12 protein-coding genes and 1 pseudogene are annotated in these 14,752 nt (G+C 73.6%); 1 reads left to right on the top strand and 12 read right to left on the bottom strand.

The genetic code is table 11. From position 1 onward, the window contains the following. Positions 1-4 precede the first annotated feature (4 nt). The 12 genes and pseudogenes from ACWDBB_RS18245 to ACWDBB_RS18190 form a co-directional block, all read right to left on the bottom strand. Complete coding sequence (locus ACWDBB_RS18245; RefSeq protein ID WP_449790560.1) at positions 5-229, bottom strand: DUF6052 family protein; 225 nt, start codon at positions 227-229, stop codon at positions 5-7. After that, entirely contained in the window at positions 210-1,538 is a 1,329-nt protein-coding gene (locus ACWDBB_RS18240; protein ID WP_449790559.1) for a phenylacetate--CoA ligase family protein, read from the bottom strand. The genes ACWDBB_RS18245 and ACWDBB_RS18240 overlap by 20 nt, the downstream gene beginning before the upstream one ends. Further along, a complete protein-coding gene (locus ACWDBB_RS18235) occupies positions 1,535-3,337 on the bottom strand; it encodes an FAD-dependent monooxygenase (protein WP_449790558.1) in 1,803 nt (600 codons plus the stop codon). The genes ACWDBB_RS18240 and ACWDBB_RS18235 overlap by 4 nt, the downstream gene beginning before the upstream one ends. 5 nt (positions 3,338-3,342) lie before the next feature. Further along, entirely contained in the window at positions 3,343-4,179 is an 837-nt protein-coding gene (locus tag ACWDBB_RS18230; protein ID WP_449790557.1) for a tryptophan synthase subunit alpha, read from the bottom strand. A 3-nt stretch (positions 4,180-4,182) separates the two neighbouring features. Beyond that, the gene (locus ACWDBB_RS18225; protein WP_449790556.1) at positions 4,183-4,890 is read right to left on the bottom strand and encodes an indole-3-glycerol-phosphate synthase; all 708 of its coding nucleotides are present in this window, start codon (positions 4,888-4,890) and stop codon (positions 4,183-4,185) included. A gap of 82 nt (positions 4,891-4,972) precedes the next feature. After that, positions 4,973-6,037 (bottom strand): annotated as a pseudogene (gene trpD / locus ACWDBB_RS18220) (anthranilate phosphoribosyltransferase); the annotation flags it as partial. Then, a complete protein-coding gene (locus ACWDBB_RS18215) occupies positions 6,015-8,423 on the bottom strand; it encodes a methyltransferase (RefSeq protein WP_449790555.1) in 2,409 nt (802 codons plus the stop codon). The gene ACWDBB_RS18215 and the pseudogene trpD, both read right to left, overlap by 23 nt. A 148-nt stretch (positions 8,424-8,571) precedes the next feature. Beyond that, positions 8,572-9,372, bottom strand: a complete 801-nt coding sequence (locus ACWDBB_RS18210) for a tryptophan 2,3-dioxygenase (RefSeq protein WP_449790554.1) — start codon at positions 9,370-9,372, stop codon at positions 8,572-8,574. A 169-nt stretch (positions 9,373-9,541) separates the two neighbouring features. Beyond that, entirely contained in the window at positions 9,542-10,729 is a 1,188-nt protein-coding gene (locus ACWDBB_RS18205) for a kynureninase (protein WP_449790553.1), read from the bottom strand. After that, complete coding sequence (locus ACWDBB_RS18200) at positions 10,726-11,589, bottom strand: alpha/beta hydrolase (protein WP_449790552.1); 864 nt, start codon at positions 11,587-11,589, stop codon at positions 10,726-10,728. The genes ACWDBB_RS18205 and ACWDBB_RS18200 overlap by 4 nt, the downstream gene beginning before the upstream one ends. Positions 11,590-11,649: 60 nt before the next feature. Further along, positions 11,650-12,807, bottom strand: a complete 1,158-nt coding sequence (locus tag ACWDBB_RS18195; protein ID WP_449790551.1) for an epoxide hydrolase family protein — start codon at positions 12,805-12,807, stop codon at positions 11,650-11,652. Between the two features lie 85 nt (positions 12,808-12,892). After that, positions 12,893-13,306, bottom strand: a complete 414-nt coding sequence (locus ACWDBB_RS18190) for an SgcJ/EcaC family oxidoreductase (protein ID WP_402399514.1) — start codon at positions 13,304-13,306, stop codon at positions 12,893-12,895. 262 nt (positions 13,307-13,568) lie between these two features. Between ACWDBB_RS18190 and ACWDBB_RS18185 the strand changes: the two genes are divergently transcribed. Beyond that, positions 13,569-14,747: an acyl-CoA dehydrogenase family protein gene (locus tag ACWDBB_RS18185; protein WP_449790550.1), complete on the top strand. Its 1,179-nt coding sequence runs from the start codon at positions 13,569-13,571 to the stop codon at positions 14,745-14,747. Positions 14,748-14,752: the final 5 nt, after the last annotated feature.

The following is a 14,752-nucleotide window of genomic DNA, read 5'->3' as shown; positions in this document are numbered from 1 at the left end:
GCGGTCAGCCGGTCCAGCGGTGGCTGTAGAACTCGAAGTCCAGCGCCTGCCCGTCGAGAGCGGCGTGCAGCTCGGCGACGGCGGCCCGGGCCGCGGCCCGCACGGAGGGCACCCGGCAGTCGGCCGCCAGCCCGTGCAGCACGCGGTAGCAGTCGCGCAGCTGCCCCTCCTCCTCGGGCGAGAGCCGGGCCGCGGCGGCGGGGGAGTGGTCAACCGGCTCGTTCGTCATGGAATCGCGCTGCCTTCACTTCGAATCGGGGGAGGCTGCCGGGGTCGGCCAGCTCGACCTCGGGGCGCAGGCCGAGCTGGCGCTTCATCTCGGCGCCGATGCGTGCGCAGAGCTCGGCCTGGTCGGAGCGGCGCGCGCCCGGTGCGGGCCGCGGTTCGACCCGGACGACGACGGTGTCGAGCCCGCGCACCGTCCGCAGGACCGTCTGGTACTCGCTGACCTGGTCGAAGCCGCGCATGATGTCCTCGATCATCACCGGGGTGACCGAGATGCCGCGGATCTTGCGCATGTCGTCGGTCCGGCCGAGGATGCCGCCGTCGTACCAGTCCCAGCTCCGGCCGCAGCCGCACTCGTGCCACGGCCGCTTCACCACGAGGTCGTCGGTCCAGTACCGGAAGATCTGGATGCCCTCGCGGCCGAGCGCCGTCATCACGCGGATGCCCTGCTCGCCGTAGCCGACCGGCTCGCGGGTGACCGGGTGCAGGACCTCCTCGATCACCCCGGGCTCGATGATGTGGCAGCTGCCCGCCCTCGCCGGGCACTCGAACATGAAGACGGTGGCGAGTTCCGTCATCCCGGCGAAGTTGTACACCCGGGCGCCGAAGGCGTCGGCGATCGCGCGCGCGGTCGAGTCCGGGCGCGGTTCGGCGCCGGTCACCACGATCCGCACGTTCGCCTCCGCGGCCAGGTCGACGCCCATCTCCCGGGCCGTCTCCACGAGCCTCATCGCGTAGGTGGGCGTGCAGCCCAGGACGTCGATCCGCTGGTCGACCAGCAGCCGCACCCGGCTGCGGGAGTCCATCGAACCGACCGGGACGACCATGCTGCCCATCCGCTCCAGGGCGTAGTGCATGCCCCAGTAGCCCATGAACAGGCCGTACCCGAAGGCGACGCAGCCCCGCTGCCCGGCCCGCACGCCCGCGCCGTACAGGGCCGTGCACCACATGTCGACGGCCCAGGTCCAGTCGCGCGCCGTGTCGAAGGTGCGGAACGGCGGGTTGCCGCTGGTGCCGCTGGTCTGGTGGTAGCGGACGGCCAGGGCCGGATCCGTCGAGGGGATCGTGCCGTACGGAGCCGGCTCGGCCTGCTGGGCGGCGATCAGGTCGGACTTGTACACCAGCGGCACCCGCTCGGTGTACTCCTCCAGGGAGGCGATGCCCTTCGGCAGGCGCTCGCGCCAGAACGGCGAGTGCTCGGCGTGTTCCAGGGCGCGCCGCAGCTTCCGCCACTGCCAGCGCACCAGTTCCTCGCGCGGCATGGTCTCTGTTCTCGGGTTCCAGTACGGGGTGTCGGTCGGCAGGGGCGTCATGACACCACGTCGGTCTCGGTGGGCGCCGGGCGCAGCACGCAGAGGTCGGCCCAGCCGGCCGCGAGCACGGTGTGGACCTGGTCGAGGGTCCGCAGCGCGTCGTCCACCATGACCGCGATCCCGGCCTCGTTGCGTACCGCGTCGGCGAGTCGGAGGACGTCCGAGGGCTCGTCGGCGGCCCCGCGGGCCTCCAGGAGCAGCAGGTCCGCGCCGTGTTCGGCCAGCCGCCGGGCCAGCGCCACGAGCGGACCGGACCCGGTGGACCGCGGGCCGGCCGGGTCGGGGCCGAGCGCCACCGCGAGCGGGCGGGGGGAGGGCCAGGCGGCCCGCAGCGAGTCCAGCGCCGCGAGGACCCGCTCCGGAGGGCCGGCCGCGGGCTCCGGCCACGGCTCGGCGTGGAGGTCGAGCAGCAGCATCGCGCAGCCGTCGTCGACGGCCTGCCGGGCGAGCTGCCGGTAGCTCCCCGGGTCGTCCGCCAGGGGGAGCCGGCGGCAGGTCGGCGCGGCGGCCCCGTCCACCGGGCCGGGTTCCGGGCCGAGCACCAGGGCGCTGCCGAGCGTCCCTGGCGTCCCGGCCTCGCTGACCAGGCGGTTCTCCAGGTGCAGCCCGCCGATCCGCAGCGGGGCGAACGCCGGCGGCGGCGCCAGCTGCGTCTGCCGTCCGGTCGCCCGGCTGTGGAACCAGCCGTCGAAGCGGGCCGAGAACTCGGGGTCGCGGGCCGCGATGTCGGCGTGGGTGATCCGCCAGGACCGGGCCACCAGCTGGTACGCGAACTGGGTCGGCTCGTAGTCGGTGTAGCGGTGCAGGTTCTCGAAGTAGCGCTCGGACCTGCGCGCCGCCTGCTGGAACTTCTCGACCCGTGGCATCCGGGCCCGCTCGAAGCGGGCCAGGGCGTCGGTGAGGCTTCCTGACCGTGCCCGCAGTTCGTCGGCCAGCACGATGGCGTCCTCGATCGCGAGCCGGGTGCCCGATCCGATCGACCAGTGCGCGGTGTGGGCCGCGTCGCCGATCAGGACCACGTCGCGGTGGTGCCAGGTGGCGCAGCTGAGCTGCCGGAAGTTGGCCCAGGGCGCGCCGTTGGACCGGATCGGCCGTCCGTCGAGGTCCGCGGCGAAGATCTCCTCGCAGCGGCGCACCGACTCCTTCTCGTCCAGCTCCGGGAACCCGGCCCGCTGCCAGGTCTCCTCGGAGACGTGGATGATCATCGAGCTCCAGGGCTGCCCCGACGGGTAGCAGTACCCGTGGAAGCGGCCCCACTCGGTGTCGCGGAAGATGTAGGTGAAGTAGGGGAAGACCTTGTCGACCCCGTACCAGACGTAGCGGAACGCCGACTGTTCGAACTCCGGCCGGAAGACGTCCTCGTGGGCCCGCCGGACCACCGAGTTCACGCCGTCGGCACCGACCACGAGGTCGGCCCCGGAGTGGTCGTCGAGGCTCTCCACCCGGTGGTGGTGGTGCACCCGCGCGCCGAGCCCGGTGGCGGCGTCGCGCAGGATGGCGAGCAGGGCGGCCCGGGGGACGCCGTGGAAGCGGTTGCCGTTCACCAGCAGCCGGGAGGAGCGGTACCGGACGTCCACCGGGGTCCAGGTGGTGCCGGCGGCGACGATCGCGGCGTGCGTCGCCGGGTCCACCCGCCCCAGTTCGTCCAGCGCGCCCTCCGGGAAGACGACCCCCCAGCCGTACGTCGTCTCCGGCCCGTTGCGCTCGAAGACCCGTACGTCGTCCGCGATTTCGTACCGGCGCAGGAGTACGGCGAGGAAGAGCCCGCCGGGACCGCCGCCGATGATGTCGACCCGCATGTGTCTCACTGTTCCGTTGGGGATCCGTCAAGGAGGGTGGCCGCCTTCCAGCGGCCGATGTGCTCGCGAAGTGCGTCCGGGCGGGCCGTGGGCGCCGCCCGGGACAGCACGCTGATCAGCCGGCTCCCGACCACCACGCCGGCCGCGTCCGGGGCGAGGGCCCGGATCTGCCGCTCGTCGCGGATGCCGAAGCCGACCAGGAACGGCCGGGCGGCCGTCGCGCCGAGCCGCCGGGTGAGGCGGGTGGCCTCGTCGAGGTCGAGGTCCGCCCCGGTGCGGTCGGCCAGGTTCCGGTACGTCAGGTGGGCGGCCGCCGACTCCAGCTGCCGGACCCGCGCCGGGTCGGCGGCCGGAGCGATCCCGGGGACGGCGCTGAGGCCGGCCGCCGCGACCCGCTCCAGGTCCTCGGGCCCGTCCGGGCGGGCGAGCACCAGCGCGTCCGCCCCGGCCGCGGCCGACCGCGCGAGGAGCAGGTCCCAGCCGAGGTCGGCGACGGTCTGCGGGTACACCAGGAGCAGCACCGGGAGGTCCGCCGCGGCCCGGCGCAACTCGCCCAGCCACTCCCAGAGTTGCTCCTGGTCCGCCCCGCGGGCGCGTTCGAAGGAGCGCGCGATCTCCGCACCGCGCGGGCGGGCGCCCGGAGTCGGGATGCCGAACTCGAGCATGTCCGCGCCCGCGTCGACCGCCGCCAGGGCCAGGTCCGGCCGGTCGCCGGTCAGCGGGTCACCCAGCGTCAGGTAGATCGCCAGGGCCCGCTGCCGTGCGGCGGCCAACCGGTCCAGGCAGCGTCCGAGCCGGTCGCCGGGACCGCCGGACGAGGCCGGTGGGAGATCGTCGGACACCTCCTAGGCCCTCGCCGCGTCCCGCAGCGACCGGACGGTGGCCGCCGGGTCGTCGCTCTTGGCGATGGCCGTCCCGACGAGGATGCAGTGGGCCCCGGCGTTCGCGGCCCGGGACACGTCCGCCTCGGAGTGGAAGGCGCTCTCGGAGATGACCAGGAGGTCGTCCGGGCAGCCGGCGATCAGCTTCTCGCTGAGGCTGACGGTGCCGTCGTCGAGTTCGAGTGCCGTGATGTCCCGGTTGTTGATGCCCACGGCGACCGCGCCGAGCTCGATCGCCCGCTCCAGCTGCTCGGCGTTGTGGACGCCGACCACGACCTCCAGCCCGAGGCGCTCCGCGCGGCTCTTCATCGCGCCGAAGAGCTCCGGATCGGGGACCGTGCTCAGCGAGATCTGCACCGCGTCGAAACCCGCCTCGTGCGACTCGTCCATCTGGTCCACCGTGCGGAAGAACTCCTTGCGCATCAGCGGAACCCCCGCCACCCGGCGGATCCTCCGGGCGATCGGGATGCTGCCGCCGAAGAAGTCGGGGTCGGTGGGGGTCGAGAGCGCGTCCGCGCCGCCGTCGAGCAGCACCCGGACGTAGGGCTCGAGCTGCTCGTCGGAGATCAGCTCCCCGTCCCGTGGGGACCGGCACTTGACGTCGACCATCAGGGCCGGCCGGCGGTCCCGGCGTGCGGTGGCGAGTACGTCATACAGGCTCAGGCTGTTCATGATCCTCCTCTCGGGTCGGTGCCACCACATTGTGGTCGGCCCCGGTGCGACGGACTTCTTCCGTCGTGCTGTGACGGATCCGGTCGGAGACCTTGACCCAGCGCGCCAGCAGGTCCGCCGCCGCTCCCGAGTCGACCGCCCGGGCGGCCCGCGCCAGCCCGGAGGCGAGGTCCTCCTCCAGGGATCCGGTGAAGCCCGTGTACGCGGCCAGGGCCGCGGCCGCGTTGAGCAGCACCGCGTCCCGCACCGCGCCGCGTTCGCCGCGGACCAGCCGGCGGACCGTCTCCGCGTTGGCCGCCGTGTCCCCGCCCCGCAGGTCCCGCGGCCGGGCCCGGGGGATGCCCAGCGCGACCGGGTCGAGCGTGCGCTCGGTCACCGTGCCGCCCTGGACCAGCCAGACCCGGCTGGTGGTCGTGGTGGTGAGTTCGTCCAGGCCGTCGTCGCCGCGGACCAGCAGCACGGTCGCGCCGCGCCGGGCGAACACCTCGGCCAGCAGCCCGGTCCGCTCCGGGAAGGCGCAGCCGACCAGGGCGTGCGACGGCCGGGCCGGATTGAGCAGCGGCCCGAGCAGGTTGAAGACCGTCGCCACGCCCAGGGCCCGTCGGGTCTCGGCGATGTGCCGCAGCGCGGGGTAGCACACCGGACCGAACAGGAACCCGATGCCGATCTCGGCCACGCAGCCCGCCACCGCCTCCGGTTCCAGGTCGACGGCGACCCCGAGCCGCTCCAGCACGTCCGCCGAGCCGGACCTGGACGTAGCGCTGCGATTGCCCACCTTGGCGACGGTGGCGCCGGCCGCGGCGGCCACCAGCGCCGCCATGGTCGAGATGTTCACCGAGTCGGACCGGTCGCCGCCCGTGCCCACGATGTCGAGGGCACGGGCGGCGAGCCGGACCGGACGGGCGTAGCCGAGCGTCGTGTCGGCCAACGCGCCGACCTCGGCCGGGGTCTCGCCCTTCGCGCGCAGCGCCACCAGGAAGCCCGCGACCTGGGCCGGGGCCGCGGCACCGGACATGACGCGGCCCATCACCCAGGCGATGTCCTCGGCCGAGAGGTCCCGGCCGTCCAGGAGCTGCTCGATCAGCCGCTGCCAGCCGGGCACCGCCCGGCCGGCGACCGGCTGACTACGCGCCGGCAGCGCTCCCATTCCCGCCCCCCGGCTCGTCGTGCCGGGCGGCCGCACCGACGACCGCCGGAACCTCCGCCGGACGGGCCTCGATCAGCGACGACCTCGCCGAGCGGTCGATCCCGACGAACTCGAACCCGCTCTCGGTGAGCAGCCGCCGCCAGGAGCTCTCGCTGCGCTCGCGTCCCCCGAGCAGCACCAGCATGTGCAGGTCGAGCAGCTTCGCGGGGTGCGGCCGGGAGTCGTCCGGGATCACCTGTTCGAGGATGAGCAGCCTGGCCCCCGGCCCCATGGCCCGGTGACAGCTGCGCAGGATCTCCACGGCCCGGTCGTCGGACCAGTCGTGCAGGATCTGCGCCAGGACGTAGACGTCGCCCCCGGACGGGACCTCGTCGAAGAAGTCGCCGCCCACCACCCGGCAGCGCTCCCGCAGTTCGCCCCCGCCGAGCCCGGACAGCGCCTCGTCCGCCACCTTCGGCAGGTCGAACAGCACCCCGCGCAGCTCCCGGTGCCGGGACAGCAGGGTGCCCAGCAGCGTGCCGTTGCCGCCGCCGACGTCGACGACCGTGCCGACCCCGCTCCAGTCCCGGTCGAGCAGGGGCAGCAGCCGCAGCGTCACCAGCCCGGCCTGGCCCTCGTTGAAGGCGGCCAGCTCCGCGGGGTGGTCGCCGAGCCAGTCGAACATGGGCTTGCCGAAGACGGTATCGAAGGCCGCGCGGCCGGTGCGCAGCGAGTGGCCGGCCGCCGTCCACGCCTGGTACGCCTCGCCGGCCATCAGCGAGGCGAGGTGGTGCAGCGAGCCGGGCGCGTCGCGGTGCAGCAGCGCGCCGAGCGGGGTGACGGCGAAGGTGCCGGCGGGCTGCTCCACGAAGAGCCCCTCGGCGGTGAGGACCCGCAGGAAGCGGTGCAGGGCGTCCGGGTCGGCGCCGACCCTGCGGGCCAGCTCCGCGGCCGGGACGGCCTCCTCGCCGAGGCTCTCGACCACCTTGAGTTCGGTGACGGCGAAGATCGCCTGGGAGACGATGTACCCCATGATCTTCCGGCGCAGCAGGCTGTTCTGGTCCTCGGGGTCGGGCATGGTGTTCTCCGTCGGTCGCGGCGGTCTCCGGTCGTGGTCGCGGGTGCGTTCCCCCGCGCCCCGCAGGTCCGGGAAGAGTGGTATCGCGGCGGTGGCCTTCAGGTAGTCGGCACCGGTGGTGCCACCGGTGCCGGGGGAGTCCTTGATGATCTTCCGGGTGATCCCCCAGTGGGTCCGCTTCATGGCGCGCCAGCTGTCGTCGAGCCGGGCCATCGCCGCGGCCACCGGCTCCAGCGCGGGCTCCCCGAGCACCGGTGCCAGCTCCTGGAAGACCTCCTGGAGGGTGGGGCTCGGCACCTCGACCCGGGCGACCTTGTCGTCGGTCGCCGTACGGGGCCGCGGCGCGGTGATCCGCTCCACCTGCCGGTAGGCGCGGGACTGGATGGCGCTGCGCCCCTCGGTGTGCGCGCGGATGATCGCGAAGCCCTCGCGGGACATCGTGGTGAGCACCCGGTAGAGGATCGGGGTGCTCTCCACCCGCTCGGCCGCGGCCTCGAGTTCGGCGACCGCGGTGCTGAGGTCCGCGGCCCGCAGCGCCGTCAGCGCCCGCTCCAGGCACCGGTACGTCCGCCGGTAGACCAGTTCGAAGAGCTGCACGCTGCGCACGAACATCAACTCGTCGTGGACGGGCGTGGACGGGAGCATCGAGATCTCGGCCGCCTGCCGGACGGCCTCCGGCGTCGCGTCCAGCGCCGCCTGCGCGAGCCGCCGGCCGAGCGCGGCCAGCGCCGGGTCGTCCCGGTCGAGCGTCCGGACGAACCGCGCCGGCGGCACCACGCCCCCGCGTGCCCCCGGCGCCAGTTCGGCCACCCGCGCCAGGGCCTGGGCGACCGCGTGGGTCCGCACCCGCTGCCAGTGCGCGTCCGGCGTCACCGCCAGGGCCTCGCTCTCGGCGAGCAGGAGGTCGGCCAGCAGGACGCGGATCTGGGTGTCGAGGCCCGGGTCGGTCTGCGACTCGCCGTCGGCGGCGGCCAGCCGTTCGAGCATCGGCACGAGGAGGTAGGAGTCGTAGTCGCCGTCGTCCTGGTCGAAGGTGCTCGGCAGCCAGTCGAGGAGCAGCCGCCGGTCGGGCGGCAGCCGGTGGTCCGGCAGCGCCGTTTCGGCCAGCCTCCGCTCCAACCCGCGTAAGGCGTCGACCAGTTCGGGGGAGGCGTAGTTCCGTCCCGTGGTCTGGAAGTGGTCGAGGATCTCCTTGAACGGGAAGCTCTCCGGTGACCCGCGCTCGCCGTCGGTCTCCAGCCCGGCGGTCCACTCGGCGAGGCGGGCCAGAGCCGCCGCGGGATCCGGTCGGTCGCTCGGGCGGGCTCCGCGGAGGCTGATTCCCGCCACGCCGGTGTGCTGCGGCCACTCGGCGGTCGGGCCGGCCGGGGCTCGGCCTTCGGTTCGGACGGACGGGGACTTGTGTTCCGATAGGTACATGCCACACCTCGTGGAATAGTGGCGGGATGGCCGCCGTGAGGTGGATCGGGGATCGGTCTCACATCTCGCTGCGGATCGCCCAGAGGTCCGGGAACACCGGCTGGTGCAGGGTGCCGCGCAGGTACGCGGCACCGGCGGATCCCCCCGTGCCGGGCTTGGCACCGATGATCCGTTCGGCCATCTTGGCGTGCCGGTAGCGCCACTCCTGGATGAGTTCGTCGAGGTCGAGCAGCCGCTCGCACAGCTGCGCCGCCACGCCGTCGTCGCGGTAGACCCGCAGCAGCACCGACTGCACCGCCTCCGAGGGCTCCTGGGGCAGCGAGACGTCCCGGTGCAGGCGGTCCTGCGGCACCGGGTAGTCGTGCTGCGCCAGGTAGCGCAGGACGGAGTCGAACACCGGCGGCCGGGTCATGGCCGCGGTGATGGCGGTCCGCTCGGCACTGTGCTGCGGGTACTGGCTGACCATCGCGTCCCCGCGCCGGCCGAGCACCGCCTCGATCTCGCGGAACTGCGCCGACTGGAAACCGCTGCCGTTCAGCACCGACCGGAACGCGTTGAACTGGTCGGCCGTCATCGTCTCGATCAGGCCGACGTGACCGACCACGGCCCGGAAGACGGCGAGCAGCCGGTTCAGCCGGCGCAACGAGCCGCCGCTGTCGCCCTCGGACAGCGTTCGCTGCATTTCCGCGAATTCATGGAGGATCAGCTTGAAGAAGATCTCGTGCGCCTGGTGGACCACGATGAAAAGCAGCTCGTCGGGCACGTCGGTGCGCGGCCGCTGCAATGCCATGAGTTCGTCCAGTGCGAGATATGCGGAATAGTCCAGAACCGCTGTGTCTTCGCCCGTCACAACCCACATCCGATTCGAGTGGTGAATCTTGAGCTGGAATGTCCGCCAGGCTAGCGGGCGGCGCCGAAGGTCAACAAGGCGAGGATGGGGAGTTCAGCAATCCGGAAGATGTGACGTGCCGTCAGGTCGGTGCCCCGCGGTCACCGTGGGGCCGGTGACCGCGGGGCGCGCAGGACCGTCAGGTCAGTGACCGCAGGGCCAGGACGGTGGTCAGGACGTCCGCGTGCGAGACGTAGAGGCCGTTCAGGCCGAAGCGCAGCAGGTTCGGCGGCCGCACGTCACCGGTGATGCCGCGTTCGACCAGGACCGCCATGAGCCGGGCCGCCTCCGGATGGCCGAGGGTCAGCTGACTTCCCCTGCGGCCGTCCTGGCGCGGCGTCACCAGCTCGAAGCCCCGGCCCGCCAGGTGTTCGTCGACGCAGGCGATGAAGAACCGGCTCAGCGAGAGGCTCTTCCGCCGGAGCTGCCGGAGGTCGACTCCGTCGAAGACGTCCAGTGCCGCGTCCAGGGCCAGCAGCGACAGGACCGCCGGTGTGCCGATCCGGCAGCGGGCGATCCCCTCGGCCGGCCGGTAGTCCGGCGTCATCGCGAAGGGGTCGGCGTGGCCGTTCCAGCCGGTCAGCGGCTGGTCGAGGCGGTCGTGGTGGCGGCGGGCCGCGTAGCCGAAGGCGGGGGCGCCCGGGCCGCCCGACAGGAACTTGTAGCCGCAGCCGACGGCGAAGTCGACGCCGTCCCGGTCCACCGCGAGCGGGACGGCGCCCACCGCGTGGCTGACGTCCCAGACCACCACGCCCCCCTCCCGGTGGGTGGCCGCGGTCAGCCGGGCGAGGTCCCACAGCTCGCCGGTGCGGAAGTCGACGGCGCTCGCGGTGGCGACGGCCAGGCGCTCGCCGCAGTCGGCGAGCGCCTCCTCGAACCCGGACACCGGGGCCTCGCGCAGCTCCAGACCGAGCATCCGGGCCACCGAGGCGGCCAGGTAGCGGTCGGTGGGGAAGCCCGCGTCGTCCATCAGCAGGATGTCGCGCCCGGGGCGCAGCCGGGCGGCGGCGGTCAGGGCGTTGAACAGCTGGACCGAGGTCGAGTCGCCGGCCACCGTCTGGCCGGGGGCCGCCCCGAGCAGCCGCCCGAGCCGGTCGCCGACCCGCAGCGGCGCGTCCCACCAGCCGTCCTCGTACCAGCCGCCGATCAGGTGCTCGCCCCACTGCTCGGCGACGACCCGGCGGACCCGCTCCGGCACGGAGGCCGGCAGCGCGCCCAGCGAGTTGCCGTCCAGGTACACCGTGCCCGGGGGCAGCAGGAACGCCTTGCGGGCGGCGGCGAGCGGGTCGTCCCGGTCGAGCTGCGCGGCCACCTCGTGCGTGGTCACAGGCCCACCTGCGCGAACACCGCGGCGCCGAGCCCGGTCGTCGGATCGGCCAGGTCGAACGGCAGGTCGAAGTGGTTGCGGTCGGCGGCGACGAGCTCGCGCACCACGGCCGCGCGCGGGCCGACGGCCCGTACCAGGTCCTCGTGCTGCCGGGCGAACTCGTCCGTCTCGGCGCCGCCCCGGGCCACCACGAGGGCGGGCAGGCGCGCGGGCAGCCGCAGGATCGGGCTGAGCCGGGCCGCCGCCGCGGCGTCCAGCCCCAGCGGCTCGTTGACGTAGGTGTGCCGCAGCGGTTCGAGGTCGTAGACGCCGCTGAGCAGGACCGCCCCGGCGAACGCGTCGGCCGGGTGGCGGCCGCCCGGCAGCCAGTCGTCCAGCAGCGCCATCAGGGCCAGGTGGGCGCCGGCGGAGGAGCCGCCGATGTGGACGCGGTCCGCGTCCACCCCCAGCTCCCGCGCGTGCTCCAGCAGCCAGAGCAGGCCGCGGCGGACCTGCGCGACGATCTCGTCCAGCCGGTACTCGGGCGCCAGCCCGTAGCCCAGTGCCGCGAACGCGGCGCCGGCGGGGACCAGGCCGCGGGCCGGGAAGGACGCGTCGTCCTTGCTCAGCTCCTGCCAGTAGCCGCCGTGCAGGAAAACCACCAGCGGCGCGTTCCGGGAGCCCGCCGGAAAGAAGTCCAGGGATTCCGCGGGCGAGCGGCCGTAGGGTATTCCACGGCGGACCTCGAAATCCGCCCGGGCTTTCTCGCTGTCGCCGGCGTACCGGTCCACGAAGACGGTCAGGTCGGGCACGCGGGAACTCGGCGAGTACTGCCGGTCCAGGGTGCGCTGGTCGTATCCGCGATACACCGGCGATTCCATACGGGGCCTCTCCGTTTCTGCCCGGCGCCGCCACCGGCGCCGGGCGGGTCGAGTTTTCGGTCAGCGCACCCGGCGCGCGAAGGTCCGGACGTCGCCGACGAACAGCTCGGGCTCCTCCAGCGCCGCGAAGTGCCCGCCGCGCTCGAGCTCGGACCACTGGGCGAGGGTCGGCAGGATCCGCTCGGCCCACCGGCGGATCGGCCGGACGGCGTCCTCGGGGAAGACGGCCACCCCGACCGGCGCGGCGAGCGGCCACGGGCCGGCCCAGGTGCGGATGAAGTCGGCGTCCAGCCGGTTGGACTCGTAGTAGAGCTGGGCGCTGGAGCCCGCGGAGGCGGTGAACCAGTAGATCGCCGCGTTGGTCAGCAGCCGGTCGCGGGCCACCGCGTCCTCCGGCACCGTCTCCGCGGCCGTCCACTCCTTGAACTTCTCGACGATCCAGGCGAGTTGGCCCACCGGGGAGTCGGTCAGACCGTAGCTGAGGGTCTGCGGGCGAGTGGACTGGATCTTCCGCCAGCCGGCCCCGTCCTGCTCGAAGTTCGCGGCGAACTGCAGCCGGGCCAGGTCCGCCTCGCCCAGGTTCGCGAACTCGGCCGGGTCCTGCGGCGGGAAGGTGGCGAGCATGTTGAGGTGGACGCCCGCGACGTGCGCCGGATCGGCCAGGCCGAGCTGGAGCGAGACCGGCATGCCCCAGTCGCCGCCCTGGACGAGGTAGCGGTCGTAGTCGAGCCGGTGCATCAGCTCGGCCCAGGCCCGGCCGACCCGGGCGGTGTCCCAGCCGGCCTCCTGGGGGCGGCCGGAGAAGCCGTAGCCGGGCAGCGAGGGGATGACCACGTGGAACGCGTCGGCGGGGTCGCCGCCGTGCGCCCGCGGGTCGGTCAACGGCCCGATGACGTCCAGGAACTCCGCCACCGAGCCGGGCCAGCCGTGGGTGATGATCAACGGCATGGCATCCGGCTCCGGCGAGCGCACGTGCAGGAAGTGGATGTCCACGCCGTCGATCTCGGTCAGGAACTGCGGGAACGCGTTGAGCTGCTCCTCGGCCTTGCGCCAGTCGAAGCCGGAGCGCCAGTACTCGGCCAGCTCCTTCAGGTAGCCGAGCGGTACACCGCGCTGCCAGCCCACGCCCGGCAGCTCGCCGGGCCAGCGGGTCGCCGCGAGCCGGCGGTCCAGGTCGTCGAGGGCTTCCTGCGGGATGTCGACACGGAAGGGGCGCATGGTGGAGTCCTCTCGGTGGGACGGTCGGGGCGAAGGCGGGGCAGCGGCGGGGCCGGAAGCCGGCCGGGTCTCGGACGGCGGTGCCTCAGGCGGCGAGGGGGGTGTTCTGGTACGAGGCGATCCGCCAGTCGGCACCCTGGCGGGCCAGCACCCAGGTCGCCCGGATCGCGCGCTCGGCCGTCACCTCGGCGTCCCCGGGGGCCAGCACGCCGCCCCGGGTGACCAGCACGGCGACGTCCTCGGCGAGCGGGCGGACCGACACCGGCTCGCCGGTGACCCGGGTCCCCTTGAACGGGCCGGCGAAGGCCTGGGTCATGAAGGCGCGGATCTGCTGACGGCTCGTCAGGAACACGTCCCCGGGCAGGATCAGCGTCGCGTCCTCGGTGAAGACCTCGGCGAAGCCGTCGGCGTCCTGCGCGGCCCAGGCCGCGACGATGCGCTCGGGAACGGCGCGCAGGGCGGCGGCGTCGGGGGTGTTGGGCGCGGGAGTGGCGGACATGGTCTCTCCTTCTCCGGTGGTCCCGGCCGCGATCACGCGGGCCGGGTGACGGCCAGCCTCACAGCAGGCCGGGAGGGGGGACAACTCCCGGATTGCGATGGTGTGTTGCCCGGAACCCGGGGCAGGGCATGCCTCGGGTGCGCCGCAATCCGGGAGATGCGGGCACCCCGGCCGACTGCCAGCCTCGACAGGGCCGATCAACGACCGCGGCCCGGACGGCCAAGCCGTCCCGAGTGGGCCGCCCACTCCGGAGGAGCCCCCGATGACAGCCAAGGAATCCCCGTCCAGGGAAGAACTGGTGAGCCGTGCCGCCGAGCTGGTGCCGCTGCTGCAGAAGAACGCGCTGTGGCACGAGGAGCACCGCCGGCTGTCCGACGACACCCTGGCGGCGCTGACCGACTCCGGACTGCTGCGGATCCGGGTGCCGCGCCGCTACGGCGGCTACGAGTCCGACATGCGCACCGTGGTGGACGTGATCGCCGAGCTGGGCCGCGGCGACGGCTCCACGGCCTGGGTCATGGCGGTCTACGCGATCAGCTCCTGGATGGCCGGCCTGTTCCCGGACGAGGTGCAGGACGAGATCTTCGCCGACCCGGGTGTGCGGGTGAGTGGCATCCTCAGCCCGACCGCGGTCGCCGTGCCGGTCGAGGGCGGTGTGCTGCTGAACGGCAAGTGGACGTTCAACTCCGGTGCGCTGCACAGCTCCTGGAACACCAATGCGGCCGTGCTGATGACCCCGGACGGCCCGCAGCCGATCATGGTGGCGGTCCCGCTGGCGGACCTGGAGATCGTCGACGACTGGCACACCACCGGCCTGCGCGGCTCCGGCAGCGTCACCACCGTCGCCACCGACCTGTTCGTTCCCGAGCCGCGGGTGCTGCCGATGGTCCCGGTGCTCCAGGGGCAGCACCGCTCCCTGGCGAACGCCGACTCGCCCATCTACCGGGCGCCGTTCATGCCCACCGCGTGCGCCACCGTGGCCGCGCCGGCCCTCGGGCTGGCCCGGGCCGCCAAGGAGGCGTTCTTCGAGCGGCTCCCCGGCCGGAAGATCAGCTACACCGAGTACGCCAACCAGGCCGAGGCCCCGGTGACCCACATCCAGGTGGCCGAGGCCGTCACCCGGATCGACGAGGTGGAGTTCCACGCCCACCGCGCCGCCGCCCTGCTCGACACCAAGGGCCCCACCGGCGAGGAGTGGACGCTGGAGGAGCGCGCCCGGATCAGGCTCGACCTCGGCGCGGTCTGCTCGCGCGCCAAGGAGGCGGTGGACATCCTCAACACCGCCAGCGGCGGCTCCTCGATCTACACCACCGTCCCGATCCAGCGCATCGAGCGGGACGTCCAGACGCTCAACCTGCACGGCATCCTGCACCCCAACACCAACCTCGAGCTCTACGGGCGGGTCGCCTGCGGGCTCGGCCCGAACACGCTCTACCTGTAGCCGAC

The organism is Kitasatospora sp. NPDC001095 (assembly GCF_053598615.1).
This window is presented reverse-complemented; position numbering and strand designations above follow the sequence as displayed.